We start from the raw sequence: 16,898 nt of genomic DNA, 5'->3' as shown, positions 1-16,898 counted from the left end.
CTCGATCAGGTAGCGCTGGCCGGAATGACCGAGCCCTGGTAGGTCTGCTCGATGAACGTCGCGACGTCGGCGGACGTCAATGCCTCGGCCAACTTCTGTACTCGCGCATCGTTTTCGAGCGAGGTGCGTACGGTCAGGACATTGGCGTACGGGTTGCCCTCGGCCTTCTCGAGCACCAGGGCGTCCTTGGCCGGGTTGAGGCCACCTTCGATTGCGTAGTTGCCGTTGATGATTGCGAGATCGACATTTCCGTCGTCGAGCGTGCGCGGCAGCTGCGGGGGATCGACCTGGGTGAACGTGAGTCCCTTGGGGTTGTCGATGATGTTCTTCTCGCTGATCTGCGTGATGTCGGTGCCGGGGGCGCCCAACTGCTGATCGAGCTTGATCAATCCGGCCTGCTGCAGCAGGTACAGCCCACGGGCGAAGTTCGTCACGTTGTTGGACAAAGCGACCGTTGCGCCCTGGCGCAGGTCGGCCACGTTGGTGACCTTCTTGGAATATGCACCGAGGGGCTCGACGTGGACCTTCGCCACGGCGACCAGGTCGTCGACACCCTTTTCCTTCGACCACGATTCCTGGTACGGCACGTGCTGGAAGAAGTTGGCGTCGGTGTCTCCGGCTTCGAGCACCTCGTTGGCGTCGAGATCGCCGGTGATCTCGCTGACCTCGATCTTGGTGTCACCGAGCAGGCCCTTTTCTTCGACGAACTTCAGGATCTCGGCGTGCGGAACCGAAGAAGCGACGATGCGAAGAGGTGCGTTCTCGTCGGAGGAGTTGTCGCTCGAGCACGCGGCTACGGTTCCGACTGCGACGGCGGCCACTGCGAAGGCAGCGAGGAATCTTCTGGTGCGCGAGCGTGACATGTGAATCTCCAAGACATAGCCGAACGCACGCCGAGATGGCGTGACAGTTGCTGAACGCTAGCCCGGTAAACCTCCCGTGAGGAGATACAGAATCACCGCGATTTTTTCATGTACCTATTGTCCGAGCAGGATGACCGGAACGTCCTCGGCAAAATCGACTACCAGTTCGCGACGCGAGAACAGCCAGGTGCCGTCGACCTTTTGGAAGCTGTCCTGGTAACGGATCTCGATCCGGTTGTCCCGGTGGCCCTCGCCCCGCGGATAGATGTGGTGAGCGGAGCAGTAAGCCTCACCGTGTGCGGTGGTGGGGCCGTCGAGGTCGAGGATCTGCTGCTCGACGATGTGCCGGGTCGAGTGCAGATGTGAGACGGCATCGACCACCGAACTACTGACGACGGTGTTCCCACGTATCTCCGTCGGCGCATCCGTTCCGTTCAGTGCCGGCGGCAAGACGAATGCCACGTCGTCAGTGAAGAGAGCCGCAAGTGCAGTGGTGTTTCGGCGGTCGACGGCCTGTGCGTACCTGGCGGCCAAGTCGGTGAGAGCGACGCGATCCGAGGAGTCCATGCGCATATCTCACCCTATGTGACGCCGCTCATGTTTCGGCTTCCCGCTCATCGAGACACTCACAGCGCCCACCTGGGCATCTGGTTAGCGTCCAGGCCAAGAGTTGCCAGCCATGAATGCCATAGGAGAAACAGCGATGGATCTGAGGGAATCGCCCGAGCAGCAGGAGCTCCGCAAGGAGTTGCGCGCGTACTTCGCGGCGCTGCTGCCGGAAGAGAAGCGTCGCGCGGCCGGCGAGCAAGGTGTGGGTGGCGAGTACTTCCGCGAGATCGTGAAGTTGCTGGGCAAGGACGGTTGGCTCGGTATCGGCTGGCCCAAGGAATTCGGTGGACAGGGACGCTCCATCGAAGAGCAGTTCGTGTTCTTCGACGAGGTTCAGCGCGCAGGTCTGCCGTTTCCCTTCGTGACGGTCAATACCGTCGGACCGACGTTGATGAAGTACGGCACCGAAGAACAGAAGGAACGTTTCCTGCCCGGCATCCTGGCCGGCGACATCGTCTTCGCAATCGGGTACACCGAGCCCGAGGCCGGCACCGACCTTGCGTCACTCAAGACTCGTGCGGTTCTCGACGGTGACGAGTGGATCGTCGACGGCAACAAGATCTTCACCAGTGGCGCCAACACTGCCGACTACGTGTGGCTGGCCTGCCGCACCGACGCGGATGCCCCCAAGCACAAGGGAATCTCGATCCTGATCGTCCCCACCGAGGATGCAGGCTTCGAGTGGTCACCGATCAACACCGTCGGCGGCTTGATGGTGACGTCCACGTACTACTCCGGCATTCGAGTTCCGTCGAAGGACGTTGTGGGCGAGGTCAACGGCGGCTGGCAGCTCATCACGGCTCAGCTCAACCACGAGCGAATCGGCCTGGCGGCCATCGGTGGTCGCACGTACGGTCTGTGGAACCTGGTCCTGGACTGGGCCAAGGAAAACGGCGCCATCGACATCCCGTGGGTGCAACAGGACTTCGCTCGCACACACGCCAAGCTCGAGGCCATGCGACTGCTGAACTGGAAGATGACGGCAGCCGTCGCACAGGACACGCTCTCCGGAGCCGACGCCGGTGCCACCAAGACGTACGGGACCGAGACTCACGTCGACGTCTACCGCACCCTGCTCGGAATTCTCGGCTCCGCCGGTCGCATCCGCCCCGAGTCTCCGGGCGCTCTGCTTGCCGGTCAGATCGAGCAGATCTCGCGTCAGGGTGTCGTGAACACCTTCGGCGGCGGCGTCAACGAAGTTCTGCGGGACATGGTCGGCACCATCGGCTTGGGACTCGTTCGCGAAAAGAGGGTCAAGTGAGCGACATTTCGGCGCAACTCGACGCTTTTGTCGGCCAGACGCTTGTTCCCACCACCTGGGGGCCAGACGAGGTCAACATCCCCATGATTCGGCATTGGGCCGAGACCATGGGCGATACCAACCCCGTCTACCTCGACGACGACGCTGCCCGCGCCACCGGTCGTGACGGCGTCGTCGCTCCCGCTCAGATGCTTCAGGTCTGGATCATGCGGACCTTTACCGACAAGATGGCGGGCAACGACCCGTCGCAGGTGTGGACCGATCTGATCGCCACCCTCGACGCAGCCGGCTACAGCTCTGTCGTGGCCACCGATTCCGATCAGGAGTTCTTCGCCGAACTGCGCCCAGGCGATCGCGTTAACTACACCGAGGTCATCGAGTCGATTTCGCCGGAGAAGAAGACCGGCCTCGGTGTCGGACACTTCGTCACGACGCTCAAGACCTACCGCAACGGTGACGATCAGGTTGTCGGCACCCAGCGGTGGCGGACGCTGCGGTTCAAACCTCAGGAATCTGCTGCGCCCGAAGCTCCTCGTGCACTGCGTCCGCGTCCGGCTCTCAACGCGGACAACGCTTTCTGGTTCGAAGCAGCCAAGGAGCACCGTCTGGTGATCCAGCGCTGCACGTCCTGCAAGACGCTGCGTCATCCCACCGGCCCGATGTGCGGGGAGTGCCGGTCACTCGAGTGGGACACGATCAACGCGTCGGGTCGTGGCACGGTGTACAGCTTCGTGGTCAATCACCACCCCAAGATCGACGCGTTCGACTACCCGCTCATCGTTGCGGTAATCGAACTCGAAGAGGGAACCCGATTGATCGCCAACATGGTGGGTATCGCGCCCGAAGATGTCGTGGTCGACATGCCCGTGGAACTTGACTGGATCGACGCCGACCCGGATCTGACGCTTCCCGCGTTCCGGCCGGCCGTACGCGAGGAGCACTGATGGACTTCAATTTCAGCGAAGAGCAGGAAGCAATTCGCGCACTGGCCGACGAGGTCTTCACCAGCAAGGCAACGATCGAGCGCACCAAGGAGATCGAACTCTCCGCCGAGCGCGTCGACCGTGAACTGTGGCGCGAACTCGCGAGCACCGGGTTGCTCGGTATCGCCCTGCCGGAGGAGTTCGGCGGCGGTGGCCTCGGCTTGTCCGAGCTGTACGCACTGCTCGAACAGCAGGGACGTCACGTTGCGGCCGTGCCGATCTGGGAAACGACCCTTGCAGCATTGGCTGTCAACGAATTCGGCTCTGATTCCCTTCGCGCCGAACTCCTTCCGGGAGTTGCCGACGGCAGTCGATTCCTGACCGTCGGTCTCGAAGAGTTCGGTCCGTACACGGGCGGCGACCCACTGACCACGGCTGAGCAGGACGCCGACGGCAACTGGACCGTGACGGGTGAGAAGGCAGTAGTGCCGATGACTCACGTCGCGAACCTTGCTCTCGTTTCGGCAACCGCTTCCACCGGTACGGCACTGCTGCTGGTCGACCTGAGTGCCGAGGGAGTGACGCTCGAACAGACGCAGTCCACCAACTGGGAGATCTGTGCCAACGTCACCTTTGCCGGTGCCCCCGCGCAGCTGATCGGTGCGGCTGACGGCACCACGGTTCCGTGGCTGATCGACCGCGTTCAGCTGGCATTGGCCGCAATCCAATGGGGCGTCGGGTCGGGTGCAGTCGCGCAGGCCGTCACGTACCTGAACGGCCGCAAGCAGTTCGGCCGTCCGCTGGCGACCTTCCAGGCCGTCAATCATCAACTCGCTGACTGCTACATCGATCTCGAAGCGATGCGCGTGACACTGTGGCAGGCCGCCTGGCGCATCTCCGAGGGACTGGATCTCGGCACCTCGGTACTGGTCGCCAAGTGGTGGGCTACCGACGGCGGACAGCGCGTCGTGCATCGCACCACGCATGTTCACGGCGGCATGGGCGTCGACACCGACTACCCGGTTCACCGTCACCTGTTGTGGGGCAAGCAGATTGCTGCCACCCTCGGTGGTTCCAGCTCCGATCTAGCGCGTCTGGGTGCGCAGCTCGCATCCGGTGTGGAGGTGCTCGCATGACCGTTCTTGCCGGTCGTAGCTACGCAGACGTCGTTGTCGGAGAGGCATTGCCCGAGTTGGCGATCCCGCTGACCCGCACGTTGATCGTCGCCACGGCAATCGCCACTCGCGATTTTCAGGACGTGCACCACGATCCGAGCCTGGCCCAGGAGCGTGGCTCGAAGGATGTCTTCATGAACATCCTCACGAGCAACGGTCTTGTCGGTCGATACGTCACGGACTGGGCCGGATCTGCATCGACCCTGCGCCGCATCGCCATTCGTCTCGGGGCGCCCAACTACCCGGGTGACACCATGACGATGACCGGTGAGGTCGTGTCCAAGGAAGACGGAGTGGTCGTGGTCAAGGTGCAGGGTGCAAACAGCCTCGGCAACCATGCATCCGGCACCGTCGCAGTCGCTTTCAAGGAAGAGGAGAGGCCCTGATGGCGATCAGCCCACTCTCGGGAGCCGCCGCCATCGTCGGCATCGGATCCACCGAGTTCTCCAAGAACTCCGGCCGCACCGAACTGCAGTTGGCGTGTGAGGCCATCGTCGCGGCACTCGCTGACGCCGGTATCGATCCGTCCGAGGTCGACGGTCTGTCCACCTACACGTCGGAGACGAACGGCGAAGCGATCGTGGCTCGCAACTGTGGTCTCGGCGAGCTGAAGTTCTTCTCGCGCATTCACTACGGCGGCGGCGCTGCGTGTGCCACCGTGCAGCAGGCAGCCATGGCAGTTGCGACGGGTGTTGCCGACGTCGTGGTCTGCTACCGCGCCTTCAACGAGCGCTCCGGTGTGCGCTACGGCCTGGGCCAACACGATCGACCGATGGACAGCACGGCTGACCGCGCCGCGTATGCGTGGATGACTCCTCAGGGATTGTCGACTCCCGCTCAGTGGGTCGCCATGTTCGCCCGCCGCTACATGCACCAGTACGGTGCGACGAGTGAGGACTTCGGACGAGTTGCAGTGGTGGCGCGCAAGCATGCCGCCAACAACCCGGCTGCTTGGTTCTACGAGCGTCCGATCACGCTCGAGGACCATCAGAACTCGCGCTGGATCGCCGAGCCGCTGCACCTGCTCGACTGCTGCCAGGAAACCGACGGCGGCCAGGCATTGGTCATCGTCTCTGCCGAGCGCGCAAAGGATCTGGCCAACAAGCCCGTCGTCATCAAGGGCGCCGCTCAGGGCAGTAGCAAGGATCAGCACATGATGACCAGCTACTACCGGCCCGACATCTCCGGTATCCCGGAGATGGGCCTGGTTGCTCGTCAGCTGTACGGCCAGAGCGGCCTGACACCGGACGACATCAACGCCGCGATCCTGTACGACCACTTCACTCCGTTGGTGCTTCCCCAGCTCGAAGAACTGGGCTTCTGCAAGCCAGGCGAAGCAAAGGACTTCATCCGCGAAGGCAACCTCGAGATCGGTGGACGCCTGCCGTCCAACACTCACGGTGGTCAGGTCGGCGAGGCGTACCTGCACGGTGTCAACGGAATTGCCGAAGGTGTGCGACTGGTGCGAGGCACGTCGACCAACCAGCCCGAGGGCGTCGAAAACGTATTGGTCACAGCCGGAACAGCAGTACCCACCAGCGGTCTCGTTCTCGGCGCTGTTTGAGAGAGGAAAAGACAGTGACAACTTCGGAAGCTGCGAAGACCGCCGGCGATTGGCGTGGAGCCGATCTCGGGACCCGCACCGTGTCGTACACCGAGCGCGACGCGATCCTGTACGCACTTGCCGTGGGCGCCAAGGCGACCGAGCTGGACCTCGTCTTCGAGGATCAGCTTCGGGTACTGCCGACCTTTGCTCTGACGCTGGCGCAGTGGGCTCCCGACGCTCTGGGTTCGGCGGGCGCCTTCGACACCTCGACGGCACTGCACGGCTCGCAAGAGCTGAAAGTGCTTGCTCCGCTTCCGCGTAGCGGTGACGTGACCTTGAAGGCTTCGGTCGGCGAGGTGTGGGACAAGGGCGCAGCGGCCGTGTTCGAAGTGAAGGTGGAGTGCGAATACTTCGTCGCGACCTGGTCACTTTTTGCCCCCGGTGCCGGTGGATTCGGCGGAGAACGTGGACCCTCACGTCCGGCGGAGCCGACCGGCGAGCCTTTGTTGACCGGTGTGTTGACCACAGCGGAGAACCAGACGGCGATGTACCGGCTCCTGGGCGACAAGCACCACATCCACATCGATCCCGAGGCTGCGGCGCGGATCAACCAGCCGCGTCCGATCATGCACGGCCTGTGCACGTTGGCCGCGAGCACGCTCGAGCTTGCCCGGGTCGCCGGAGTGCATCCGGCGGACCTTGTGAGCCTCGAGGGTCGATTCGCTGCGGCAATCCATCCGGGTGAAGCGCCGTCCATCGTTGCGTGGGGAACTCCCGACGACCTGGCCTTCCAGGTCACCAAGGGTGATCAGGTAGCGATTTCCGGTGCACGAGTGAGCTTCTCCGCTCGCTAGTCCCTCCAGACTCAACTGCGGGGTGCTTGACCCCTCGTCGCGCCCCGCAGTTGTTCACACGAAGAAGCAGCCCCCGAGCGAATCCGCTCAGGGGCTGCTTCGTATTTGTTTCAATCCTGGTGGGTCGCCATGTAGCGAGCCGGGTACTCACCGCCGCCGTGAACGGCGATGTCGGCGCCGTTCACGTACGAGGAGAGCGGGCTCGCCAGGAACAGGCAGGAGTTGGCGATATCGGCCGGCACGGCCATGCGCTCCATCGGAATGGTCCTGGTGACCGCAGCGCCGCCGTCGGCGCCGTAGACCTCGGCGGCAGCCTCGGTACGGATCAGGCCGGTGGTGATGTGGTTGATCCGGACCTTCGGCGCCCATTCGAGGGCCAATGCCTTGGTCAGAACGAGGAGGCCTGCCTTGGCTGCGCTGTACGCCGCGGTTCCGGGCTGCGGGTCGATCGCCGAGACACTGCCGATGTTGATGATGGCGCCGCCGTCGTCCTGAGTCTGCATCACTGCATTTGCGGCCTGGGCAACGTTGAAGGGTGCCAACAGGTTCAGGGCCACGATCTTCTCGACGAAGCGGGGTGACACCGTCGCAGCGTCGGCGTCGGGGGAGCCGCCGGCGTTGTTGACCAGGACGTCCAGACGGCCGAAGCGCTCGACGGCATCCTGGACGAGGGCTGCGGCGTCGGCGGGATCGCGGACGTCCGTGGCGCGAAAGGCTGCGCTACGACCGTCGGCGGTGGGTAGGTTTTCGGGCTCGTTACGGCCACAGACCAGGACGTTCGCACCCGCGGCGAGGAAGGTTTCGGCGATGACGTAGCCGATGCCTTTGGTGCCGCCGGTGACGATCACCGAGCGTCCGCTGAAATCGACGGGGTTGGGCAGTGTCACGGTGGAGCCTTCCTGGTGCGGTGCCGAGCTGAATTGCCGCCCAATGTGATTGACGCGACGTGGTCGCACACCTTAGGGTCAAGCAAGTGCTTGGTTGTTTTGTAGGTCGAGTGTAGACGACAAACAGCGGCAGTCACCAGAATCGACCGGTCCCTCCCGCAAAAGGGACCTCTGCGTCGACGGACATTGGAGTGGTCACATGGGCAAGCTCGAAGGCAAAGTCGCACTCATCACCGGTGCGGGTCAGGGAATCGGGCAGGGGATTGCCCTGGCCTTGGCCAAAGAGGGCGCCGTGATCGCCGTTTCCGGCCGCACCGAATCCAAGTTGCACACCACGTGCGGACTACTGGCTGACATCGGTGCGCGCGGTGAGGCGGTGGTCTGCGACGTCAGCAAGAAGGACGACATCACCGACGCCGTGGACCGTACCGTCGAACTGTTCGGCGGAATCGACATCCTGGTCAACAACGCCAACGACTGCAAGCCCGGCCCACTCTCGAGCGTGCTCGACGAAGACTTCGAGCGTTCCTTCGCGACGGGGCCGCTCGCCACCCTGCGCATGATGCAGGCGTCGTACCCCCACATGAACAGTCGTGGCGGTGGCGTCATCATCAACATGGTCACCTCGGCGGCGGTGCGCTGGGATGCCAGTAACTACGGCGCTTACGGTTCCATCAAAGAAGGCATGCGCTCGTTGACCCGCGCTGCCGCCTGCGAATGGGGCAAGGACAACATTCGCGTTCTCAATGTTGCCCCGCACGCCAAGACTCCCGCGTTGCAGTGGTGGATGGACAAGAATCCCGAAGAGGCAGCGGCATTTGTCGCAGGTATTCCGCTGGGACGCGTCGGAGACCCCGAGGCCGACATCGGTCGTGCCGTCGTCTTCCTCGTCAGCGAAGACGCCGGGTACCTCACGGGTGCCACGATCCCGCTCGACGGCGGCCAGTCGCGCTGGGGCTGACCGCCATCGACCCGATCAGGTCATCACGGCGCCGCCGTCGACGGCAATCGTCTGGCCGGTGACGTTGCGAGCCTTGTCACTGAGCAAGAAGGCGACCATCTCGGCGATGTCTCCGGGTGTCTGAGCTCGACCCATCGGAACCATCTGTGCGACAAAAGAATCGAAGACGTCAGCATCGGAAACATCTGTGAGCGAGGGATCGCGTCGACGCAGTTCCTTGATGGTTCGAAGCCACATGTCGGTGAGGATCAGCCCGGGCATGACCGTATTCGAGCGAAGTCCTCGAGTCGCGCCGATCCGGGCGACGCTGTGACTCATCTCGATCACGGCGGCCTTCGACGGTCCGTAGTGCGCGAGCATGTCACCGCCCAAGCGGGCACCGATCGACGCGATGTTGACGATCGCTGCCGGACCCTCGGTTCTGCTCACGAATTCGCGGCACATCAGGAAGCTGCCCTTGGTGTTCACCGCAAAGGTGTTGTCCCACTGGTCTTCGGTGATCTCGAGGAACGGAGTGAAGACGCCGATTCCGGCGCCGTTGACGAGTGCAGTCGGGCTTCCGGCCGATGCAGCCACGTCGAAGGCGTTCTTGACGTCACCTTCACGTCGAACATCGCATCGTGCCGTGTGGACTGCTACGCCAAGGCTTTCCAGGCGTGCTGCGGTGTCGGCGAGTGCAGCCTCTTCGATGTCGAGGAGAAGCAGGGTGCCGAAGTCCTCCGCAAGGCGCTCGGCAATAGCGGCGCCCAACCCGGCAGCTGCGCCGGTGACAATGGCTACGGGCGCGCTCACGGCAGGTGCGTTTCGAGCAGTGGGGCAAGCAGTTCGGCTGCGCGCGCCGCCGTGATGACCTCGCTCGGGTCCACCTTGGTCACGACTTTCGAAGCAGAATCTTCGTAGACATGCTCACCGATGAGTCGCCCCTGCTCGTCGTACGGCCAGACAAATGCCAAGGTCCGACGCACGAGATACCAACCGTCGGGGTCGATGTCCGACGACTGTTCGGGGGCTGCGGGGGTGGATCCACCCGATTCGTGCACCGCGCCGAACACCCCGTCTCCCAGAATCGATCCTGGGACGAATTGACTGAAGAGAGTCTCACCCGAGAATCCGCTGTCGGAGACCGCGAAGTCGGACTGTCCGGTCCACATGACAAGGGTGTCCGTCTCGGCGAGTGACTGGTAGAAGTTGGTGACGGCGTCCATGCCGTCCAGAACAATCGACTGCCCGTCTTCGAACAACCGGTAGACGGGTTCTTCTACGGTCATGTCGGGCGAGAGGATTTCCTTGTAACGACCGGAGACCTCGAGCAATGCGTGGCGCCGGTAGTTTCGGAGGATCTTCTGGTGCCGCGGATTGTCGATGGTTCCCAATTGCTTTTCGACGCCATCCATCATGTGGACGAATTCGTGCTCGTACTTGCTCATCACATCTCCTGGTTTCGCGGATTCGGCGGGCTGTCCGGATCTGCGACAACTGTGACCTGACGTGGCATTCGCTGTACATGTAGAACTTCGTTCGACAATTGCCGGTTTGCTTAACTCCGCTGTTCAGATACCGTGATGTTCATCACTTTGCTGGCGAACAGCGGCCTAAGACAACCGAATGGACGGTAATGAAAAAGGCGAGAAGAGGTGAAGATCTGAATCTGCGGTTGGTGTCCTCGTTGCTCGTCGTCGTGGCGGAAGGGCACTTCGGCCGAGCGGCAGACCGGTTGTTCGTCACGGCGCCTGCTCTCAGTCAGCAGATTCGTCGACTCGAGGAACAGGTGGGTGTCGAGTTGGTTGATCGCAGTTCGCACCCGGTGGTGCTCACCGCCGCGGGTGAGGTGTTCGTCGCGGATGCGCGGCCCGCTCTCGAGTTCGCCGTTCGCGCGATGAACGGGCTCGACGCACTCGAGCGTCGGCGGGCCAGGCGGTTGCGGATCGGATTCATCAACGGGGCGGCCGGAAGTTTGGGACGTGCGGTGATCGATTCGTTGCATGCGGAGGTGGAGCTGGTCCAATTGGACTGGTCCCAACAGGTTTCCGCGGTGGCGAGCGCGACCGTCGATGCCGCCTTCGTGCGCCCTCCACTGCCGGTGCTCGACGGTGTGGTGCTCGAACGGATCGGCGTCGAACCGCGGGTGGTGGCCCTGCCTCGAGGACACCAACTGGCGGGCCGTACGAGCATCGAGATTTCTGAAATAGATGGGACTGTGCAGGTTTCGAGTGACGGTGCGCCACCCGAATGGGTGAAATGGTGGTCGGTGGACCCGCGCCCCAGTGGTGTACCCGTCCGGTACGGTCCCTCTGTCCGCACGATGGACGAAGCGCTCGAGGTTGTCGCCAACGGTCGGGCGGTGGTGATAACGGCAGCAACCATTGCCGAGTACTACACCCGCTCGGATATCAGTTTCGTGCGCATTTCCGACATCGAGCAGTGTTCGATCGATCTGTGTACCCGTGAGGGCGACAGCAGTCCGGCAGTGATCGAGCTACGCAAAGCTGTTTCAGCCCTCGGTGCCGACAGGTGATTGCCGTGTCCTGATGTGATGCGCATGTACTCGGATGAAATACGCATTCTTGCCGTCATGGTTTTAGTCGGTTAGACTAAAACCATGAAAACGATCAGCACGGCACTTGAAATCGTCGAGGCAGCACGAGTTTCGGCCGATGTGTTCGGGGGGGACTCCAGCGATCTCGACACCCGTCGCGCTGCAAAGCGTCGTTTTCATCGGCTCGCCTCAGCCATTCATCCGGACCGGGTGAAGCCCGAAGATCGGGTGCGATACTCGGCCGCAACATCTCGATTGAACGAGCTTTACCGCAGTTGGACAGCGGAGTTCGAGCCGGCAGATTCTCGACCCGTTTATGTCGGCGAGCGGGGCGAGTACACGTTGGGTGGATTGGTAGCGCGCGGCTCGGTCGCTAACCTGTACCGGTCCGATGCCGGTGTCGTACTGAAGATTCCGCGAGACCCTCGGGCGAACTCGATGATCGAGGCCGAACGGAATGTGTTGACGGACATCGAGAATTCGTGCGAAGCCGGTTGGGCAGTCTCGTACTTCCCGCGATTGATCGATCAAATCACCCATGTGGGCAGCGGCACGAGACGTCAGATCGATGTGTTGGACGATCTGACCGAAGGTTTTGTGAGTCTCGCCGACGTCCGTGAGGCGTATCCAGGTGGCCTCGATCCACGGGACTGGGCGTGGATGCACCGACGGCTACTTCGGGCTCTGGCAGCAGCGCATGCGACTGGTTGGGTGCACACGGCGATTACCGCGGAGAACGTGCTGATCGAGCCTGATCGGCACGGGGTGGTGCTGGTCGGCTGGTCCTTTGCCACCCGTACGGGCAGCCGCCCGGTGGCGACGATCGGTTCCGATCGTGATTCGTACCCACCGGAACTCGGCGAAGGAGCGTCTCCGGCCTGGGACGTCTACATGGCTCATCATTTGATGCTCCGAATGCTGGGCGAGCAGACCCACGAACGGATGAAGGTGTTTGCCGACGGCTGCATGCAGGACAACCCGAGATTGCGTCCCGACGCGGTCGACCTACTGGGTGAGTTCGACGAACTCCTCGATCTTCTCTATGGCCAGCGGACATTTCGTCCGTTCGCCGTTCCATCCACGAAAGGACAGTGATTGTCATGGGCTACGGAAACTGGGACGACAACACCTATTTGGCGGGCAAGACTTTTCGTGCCGCACGCGGTGTCGACGATTTCGGTTACACCGATTCGCTTCGGTCGCGTCCGCGAAGCAGTTGGAAAGCGGACCCGACCCTCGACCCCTTCGGCGTCGACAAGCGTGAATGCCGAGACTCGGCCGGGCACCCCGATTCTCTCCCGATAGCAGTGCTTTTCGATGTCACCGGCTCGATGGGCGCTGTTCCTCGAATCATGCAGGACAAGCTCGGAAAGCTGCACGGGCTGCTGCAACGCAAGGGATACGCGGATGATCCGCAGATTCTGTTCGGTGGTATCGGCGACGCCGATTCCGATCAGGTGCCACTACAAGTCGGTCAGTTCGAGTCGGGTAACGCGATGGACGAGCAGCTTCGGACCATCTTCCTCGAGGGCAACGGTGGTGGACAGAAGTCGGAAAGCTATGAATTGGCAGCATATTTCATGGCGCGCCACACCAGTACGGATGCCTGGGAGAAGCGCGGAAGGAAAGGCTACCTCTTCATCATCGGCGACGAGCTGAACAAGCCGCGGCTCTCGGCTCGTCACATCCGTTCGGTGATCGGCGACAAGGTACGTCAGGACGTATCGGTCTCGTCGATCTACCGTGAACTCGAAGAAAGATGGAATGTCTACTTCGTTCTGCCAGATCAGTCGTCGTACTTCAACGATCCGGAAATCGCGGATCACTGGAAGAAGTTGCTCGGTGAACGCTTCGTCAAACTCGACGACCCCGCTGCGGTGTGCGAACTGATCGCGCTGACGGTCGGAATCGGTGAGGACCGCATCGACCTGCGTGACGGACTGGCGGATCTCCGCGACATCGGTTCAAGAGCTGAAGCCGAGACCGTCGGCAAGGCTCTCGCTGTGATCCCAGGGCGCAGCACCGCGACGGTGGCCGGGTTGCCCCACGATCTCGGAACCGATACGGACGATGTCGATTTCGCATAGAAGGAGAGCATGATGGAGCCGTTCGAAGACCGCGATATCGTCGTCGTAGACCTCGGGTTCGGAGATGCGGGGAAGGGAGCAACCGTCGATTGGCTTTGCTCCGACCAAGCCGATTTGGGTGTGGCCGCAGTGGTCCGGTTCAACGGTGGGGCACAGGCAGCGCACAACGTGACGGTCGGCGAGTACCACCACACGTTTTCGCAGTTCGGTTCGGGAACGCTGTCCGGCGTCCCGACGTTTCTCTCGAGATTCGTGTTGGTCGAGCCCATCGCCCTCGCCCGGGAGGCGTGTGCTCTGGAAGCGCTCGGAGTTCGAAATCCGTTCGATCTGATACGGATCGACGCGCGCGCATTGTTGACGACGCCGATTCACGTGGCCGCCAACAGGGCCCGTGAGGATGCTCGCGGCGGTAACCGACACGGCTCGTGTGGCAAGGGGATCGGTGAGACCGCGGCGTATGCGCTCGAAATTGCGAATGCGCCTACGGTGGGAGACTGCCGGCGACCTGACTCCTTGCGTCGTAAGTTGTCGGCGTCGGCCACATTCTACGGACCGTTGATCGCGGAGAGTCGCCACGGTTTTCCGCCGATCGACGACATGGTCGACATGTACGCGGAATTCGGTGCCGTCGTGGACATCGCCGACCCGGATGCGCTGGGCGCGTTGGGTGCCCGTGGTCGTCTGGTATTCGAGGGGGCACAAGGTGTCCTTCTCGACGAGTGGCGGGGGTTTCACCCACACACCACGTGGTCGACGGTCGAGCCGTCCAACGCGCGAGCGATGATCGACGAGTTGGGGCGGGACAGTTACGTACTCGGCGTCACCCGCACGTACATGACACGACACGGAGCTGGGCCCTTCCCGACGGAGGATCCGGAGCTGGCGAAGGTGTTGCCCGAGCTGCACAACGGGACGGGTGAGTATCAAGGCGGATTCCGGACGGGCCACCTCGACGAGTTGTTGTTGCACTACGCAATCGAGGTGAGCGGTGGCGTCGACGGTTTGGCGCTTACTCATCTCGACGCGATGGATCGCGCGCGGGCTGCAGGCGTCCCGATCCACGGGGTGCACGCGTACGAAGGATTGCCGTTCGTTCCCGTCGGAGAGTGGAAGGATCTCGATCACCAGCAGGCGCTGACAGATTCCCTGAAAGCCGTAGGGGTCGTGCCGAAGGAACTTCCGGCCGACCCGGAGGATTTCGCCCGGTATCTGAGCGAGGAAATGGGTGCGCCGGTAGTGCTGACCGCGAACGGTGCCGACCGGGTCGATCGTCAGATGCGATGCCCAGTGCCTGCATGATGGACGGTGTGGACCAGTCACTTGTCTCGATCGATGTCATCGCGCTCCGGTTCGGCAATCCGGAACCCGGGATGTTGCGATTTGCCGTCACTCCGCGGCAAGCGGAGCCGTACACCGGGCAGTTGGCGCTGCCCGGTGTACTGCTGGGCGCCGGTGAGCGGTTGCAGGACGCCGCCAGGCGAGCCGTGACCACCAAGCTCGGAATTCCCGACGAGAAGATCCTCGTCAGCGGTCAATTGACCGTGTTCGACGAACCCAATCGCGACCCCCGCGGTCCGACGCTCTCGGTGACCATGTGGGCAGTGATCTCGTCGGACGAGGTGCCGGGTTCGGCCGAATGGGTGAGCTGGGACAACCCGGGGGACCTTGCGTTCGACCACAATCGGATAGTCGCCGATACCCGCCCGATCCTTGCTGACACCCTGTTGTGGCGAGATCAGGCATTCACAGGGGCACTACTGGGTCCGTCGTTTCCGGCGTCGTACGCGCTGGCCGTGGCGGAGGAGCTTTCCGGTGTGCGTCCGGACCCGGGCAATTTGAACCGGACGCTCAAAGCGTTGCCAGGGCTGGAACGTACGGACGAACGAGTCCGGGTCAGTGCCACCGGGCGACCCGCGGTGGTCTGGGCGTGGACCGAAAACAGCTGACCTACCTCAGAAGTTGCCCCGCGCGGCCTGCTCACGCTCGATCGCTTCGAACAGGGCTTTGAAGTTTCCCAACCCGAATCCCAGTGAGCCGTGGCGTTCGATGATCTCGAAGAACACGGTGGGACGATCTCCGATCGGCTTGGTGAAGATCTGAAGAAGATAGCCGTCCTCGTCACGGTCGACGAGGATGCCTCGCTTCTGCAATTCCTCGATCGGAACTCGAACCTCTCCGATACGCGCGCGCAGTTCTGGATCCTCGTAATACGAAGCCGGAGTGGAGAGAAACTCGATTCCTTCGTCGGCCAGAGCGTCGACTGCTCCGAGGATGTCGTTGGTCGCAAGTGCGAGATGCTGAGCGCCGGGACCTTGATAGAACTGGAGGTACTCGTCGATCTGTGACCGCTTCTTCGCGATGGCAGGTTCGTTGAGTGGGAACTTGACTCGGTGATTGCCGCTCGAGACGACCTTGCTCATCAGCGCGGAGTAGTCGGTGGCTATGTCGCCGCCCACGAACTCGGCCATGTTGGTGAATCCCATGACCCGGTTGTAGAAGTCGACCCACTGGTCCATCTTGCCGAGTTCGACATTGCCGACGACGTGGTCGAGGGCCTGGAAGATTCGCTTGGGCGCGCCGTCACGCTTGCGGTACGACGACGTCCGTTCGACGTATCCGGGAAGGTAAGGGCCGGTGTAGCGGGAACGGTCGACGAGGGTGTGCCGAGTCTCGCCGTACGTCGCGATGCTGGCCAGGCGAACGGTGCCGTGCTCGTCGGTGACGTCGTGCGGTTCGCTCAACACTGTCGCGCCTTGGGTGATGGCGTGTGCGATGCACTTGTCCACGTCAGGGACGCTGAGCGCGATGTCGCGGATACCGTCGCCGTGACGGCTGTGATGTTCGATCAGCGGACTTGCCGGATCCACAGCACCTTTGACGACAAACCGCACGGCCCCGCTTTTGAGTACAAACGCGTGGTGGTCGCGGTTTCCCGTCGACGGGCCTGAATAGGCCACCAATTCCATGCCGAACGCAGACTGGAAGAAATGTGAAGTCTGCGTGGCATTTCCGACGATCCATTCGAGGCCGTCCCAACCGCTCACGGGGAAGGGATCGTGATCGCTGTCGTACTCGACCAAGCCGACCAACTGGCGCAATTGCTCCAGATCCAGGCCGGCCAACTGTTCGTCGTCGGTGAGAGTCTGTTCGACGGTCATGGTGAGTCCCCTCTGAGTGCGATGTACACAGCGCGGTG

General features: G+C 62.5%; 18 protein-coding genes. 12 read left to right on the top strand and 6 right to left on the bottom strand.

Annotated features, from left to right (window positions below; all coding sequences use genetic code 11):
* Positions 1–5: 5 nt before the first annotated feature.
* Together EHW12_RS25065 and EHW12_RS25060 are read right to left on the bottom strand one after the other, a co-directional pair.
* Positions 6–863, bottom strand: coding sequence for a MetQ/NlpA family ABC transporter substrate-binding protein (locus EHW12_RS25065; protein ID WP_003940478.1), 858 nt, complete (start codon positions 861–863; stop codon positions 6–8).
* Positions 864–977: 114 nt separating this feature from the next.
* Positions 978–1,436 carry a nuclear transport factor 2 family protein gene (locus EHW12_RS25060; protein WP_063315782.1) on the bottom strand — a complete coding sequence of 153 codons (459 nt, stop codon included), beginning with the start codon at positions 1,434–1,436 and terminating at the stop codon, positions 978–980.
* Between the two features lie 130 nt (positions 1,437–1,566).
* On the opposite strand from EHW12_RS25060, the gene EHW12_RS25055 reads away from it, so the two are divergent.
* The 6 genes from EHW12_RS25055 to EHW12_RS25030 are packed head-to-tail and all read left to right on the top strand — an operon-like array spanning position 1,567 to position 7,231.
* Complete coding sequence (locus tag EHW12_RS25055) at positions 1,567–2,733, top strand: acyl-CoA dehydrogenase family protein (protein ID WP_003940442.1); 1,167 nt, start codon at positions 1,567–1,569, stop codon at positions 2,731–2,733.
* A complete protein-coding gene (locus EHW12_RS25050) occupies positions 2,730–3,677 on the top strand; it encodes a MaoC family dehydratase N-terminal domain-containing protein (protein ID WP_054827060.1) in 948 nt (315 codons plus the stop codon). Before EHW12_RS25055 ends, EHW12_RS25050 begins: the two co-directional genes overlap by 4 nt.
* Entirely contained in the window at positions 3,677–4,792 is a 1,116-nt protein-coding gene (locus EHW12_RS25045) for an acyl-CoA dehydrogenase family protein (RefSeq protein WP_125051992.1), read from the top strand. The genes EHW12_RS25050 and EHW12_RS25045 overlap by 1 nt, the downstream gene beginning before the upstream one ends.
* Positions 4,789–5,217: a MaoC family dehydratase gene (locus EHW12_RS25040; protein ID WP_003940399.1), complete on the top strand. Its 429-nt coding sequence runs from the start codon at positions 4,789–4,791 to the stop codon at positions 5,215–5,217. The genes EHW12_RS25045 and EHW12_RS25040 overlap by 4 nt, the downstream gene beginning before the upstream one ends.
* The gene (locus EHW12_RS25035) at positions 5,217–6,395 is read left to right on the top strand and encodes a lipid-transfer protein (RefSeq protein ID WP_003940050.1); all 1,179 of its coding nucleotides are present in this window, start codon (positions 5,217–5,219) and stop codon (positions 6,393–6,395) included. Before EHW12_RS25040 ends, EHW12_RS25035 begins: the two co-directional genes overlap by 1 nt.
* A 14-nt stretch (positions 6,396–6,409) precedes the next feature.
* On the top strand, positions 6,410–7,231 hold the full coding sequence (locus tag EHW12_RS25030; protein ID WP_058226567.1) for a MaoC/PaaZ C-terminal domain-containing protein: 822 nt from the start codon (positions 6,410–6,412) through the stop codon (positions 7,229–7,231).
* A 110-nt stretch (positions 7,232–7,341) separates the two neighbouring features.
* Here the strand turns inward: EHW12_RS25030 and EHW12_RS25025 are convergent, their stop codons facing one another.
* On the bottom strand, positions 7,342–8,118 hold the full coding sequence (locus EHW12_RS25025; RefSeq protein WP_003940546.1) for an SDR family oxidoreductase: 777 nt from the start codon (positions 8,116–8,118) through the stop codon (positions 7,342–7,344).
* 199 nt (positions 8,119–8,317) lie between these two features.
* Between EHW12_RS25025 and EHW12_RS25020 the strand changes: the two genes are divergently transcribed.
* Entirely contained in the window at positions 8,318–9,079 is a 762-nt protein-coding gene (locus EHW12_RS25020) for an SDR family oxidoreductase (RefSeq protein WP_125051990.1), read from the top strand.
* A gap of 15 nt (positions 9,080–9,094) precedes the next feature.
* Here EHW12_RS25020 and EHW12_RS25015 read toward each other — a convergent pair whose 3' ends face one another.
* Positions 9,095–9,871, bottom strand: a complete 777-nt coding sequence (locus EHW12_RS25015; RefSeq protein ID WP_007732641.1) for an SDR family NAD(P)-dependent oxidoreductase — start codon at positions 9,869–9,871, stop codon at positions 9,095–9,097.
* A complete protein-coding gene (locus tag EHW12_RS25010; RefSeq protein ID WP_125051988.1) occupies positions 9,868–10,506 on the bottom strand; it encodes a hypothetical protein in 639 nt (212 codons plus the stop codon). The genes EHW12_RS25015 and EHW12_RS25010 overlap by 4 nt, the downstream gene beginning before the upstream one ends.
* Positions 10,507–10,694: 188 nt before the next feature.
* Here EHW12_RS25010 and EHW12_RS25005 point away from each other — a divergent pair, with 188 nt between their 5' ends.
* The 5 genes from EHW12_RS25005 (at position 10,695) to EHW12_RS24985 (ending at position 15,648) form a co-directional block, all read left to right on the top strand.
* The gene (locus EHW12_RS25005; RefSeq protein ID WP_063315783.1) at positions 10,695–11,594 is read left to right on the top strand and encodes a LysR family transcriptional regulator; all 900 of its coding nucleotides are present in this window, start codon (positions 10,695–10,697) and stop codon (positions 11,592–11,594) included.
* Between the two features lie 84 nt (positions 11,595–11,678).
* Entirely contained in the window at positions 11,679–12,710 is a 1,032-nt protein-coding gene (locus tag EHW12_RS25000; RefSeq protein WP_125051987.1) for a hypothetical protein, read from the top strand.
* Positions 12,711–12,715: 5 nt separating this feature from the next.
* Entirely contained in the window at positions 12,716–13,702 is a 987-nt protein-coding gene (locus EHW12_RS24995; RefSeq protein ID WP_042924860.1) for a hypothetical protein, read from the top strand.
* A 12-nt stretch (positions 13,703–13,714) separates the two neighbouring features.
* Positions 13,715–15,001 carry an adenylosuccinate synthetase gene (locus tag EHW12_RS24990; RefSeq protein WP_125052726.1) on the top strand — a complete coding sequence of 429 codons (1,287 nt, stop codon included), beginning with the start codon at positions 13,715–13,717 and terminating at the stop codon, positions 14,999–15,001.
* Positions 14,998–15,648, top strand: a complete 651-nt coding sequence (locus EHW12_RS24985) for an NUDIX hydrolase (protein WP_125052724.1) — start codon at positions 14,998–15,000, stop codon at positions 15,646–15,648. Before EHW12_RS24990 ends, EHW12_RS24985 begins: the two co-directional genes overlap by 4 nt.
* A 6-nt stretch (positions 15,649–15,654) precedes the next feature.
* Here the strand turns inward: EHW12_RS24985 and hppD are convergent, their stop codons facing one another.
* Positions 15,655–16,860: a 4-hydroxyphenylpyruvate dioxygenase gene (gene hppD, locus EHW12_RS24980; RefSeq protein ID WP_125051985.1), complete on the bottom strand. Its 1,206-nt coding sequence runs from the start codon at positions 16,858–16,860 to the stop codon at positions 15,655–15,657.
* Positions 16,861–16,898: the final 38 nt, after the last annotated feature.

The sequence above is a fragment of the Rhodococcus sp. NJ-530 genome (assembly GCF_003860625.1).
Lineage (GTDB): Bacteria > Actinomycetota > Actinomycetes > Mycobacteriales > Mycobacteriaceae > Rhodococcus_F > Rhodococcus_F qingshengii.
The sequence above is the reverse complement of the archived record's forward strand: the minus strand, read 5'-3'. Positions and strand labels throughout refer to the sequence as shown.

Excerpts from the sequence above, each read along its gene's own strand:
- EHW12_RS25020 (WP_125051990.1), top strand. The coding sequence starts at position 8,318 with ATGGGCAAGCTCGAAGGCAAAGTCGCACTCATCACCGGTGCGGGTCAG.
- EHW12_RS25000 (WP_125051987.1), top strand. The coding sequence starts at position 11,679 with ATGAAAACGATCAGCACGGCACTTGAAATCGTCGAGGCAGCACGAGTT.
- EHW12_RS25045 (WP_125051992.1), top strand. The coding sequence starts at position 3,677 with ATGGACTTCAATTTCAGCGAAGAGCAGGAAGCAATTCGCGCACTGGCC.
- EHW12_RS25010 (WP_125051988.1), bottom strand. The coding sequence starts at position 10,506 with ATGAGCAAGTACGAGCACGAATTCGTCCACATGATGGATGGCGTCGAA.
- EHW12_RS25060 (WP_063315782.1), bottom strand. The coding sequence starts at position 1,436 with ATGCGCATGGACTCCTCGGATCGCGTCGCTCTCACCGACTTGGCCGCC.
- EHW12_RS25055 (WP_003940442.1), top strand. The coding sequence starts at position 1,567 with ATGGATCTGAGGGAATCGCCCGAGCAGCAGGAGCTCCGCAAGGAGTTG.
- EHW12_RS25065 (WP_003940478.1), bottom strand. The coding sequence starts at position 863 with ATGTCACGCTCGCGCACCAGAAGATTCCTCGCTGCCTTCGCAGTGGCC.
- EHW12_RS24995 (WP_042924860.1), top strand. The coding sequence starts at position 12,716 with ATGGGCTACGGAAACTGGGACGACAACACCTATTTGGCGGGCAAGACT.
- EHW12_RS24990 (WP_125052726.1), top strand. The coding sequence starts at position 13,715 with ATGGAGCCGTTCGAAGACCGCGATATCGTCGTCGTAGACCTCGGGTTC.
- EHW12_RS25005 (WP_063315783.1), top strand. The coding sequence starts at position 10,695 with ATGAAAAAGGCGAGAAGAGGTGAAGATCTGAATCTGCGGTTGGTGTCC.
- EHW12_RS24985 (WP_125052724.1), top strand. The coding sequence starts at position 14,998 with ATGATGGACGGTGTGGACCAGTCACTTGTCTCGATCGATGTCATCGCG.
- EHW12_RS25035 (WP_003940050.1), top strand. The coding sequence starts at position 5,217 with ATGGCGATCAGCCCACTCTCGGGAGCCGCCGCCATCGTCGGCATCGGA.
- hppD (WP_125051985.1), bottom strand. The coding sequence starts at position 16,860 with ATGACCGTCGAACAGACTCTCACCGACGACGAACAGTTGGCCGGCCTG.
- EHW12_RS25040 (WP_003940399.1), top strand. The coding sequence starts at position 4,789 with ATGACCGTTCTTGCCGGTCGTAGCTACGCAGACGTCGTTGTCGGAGAG.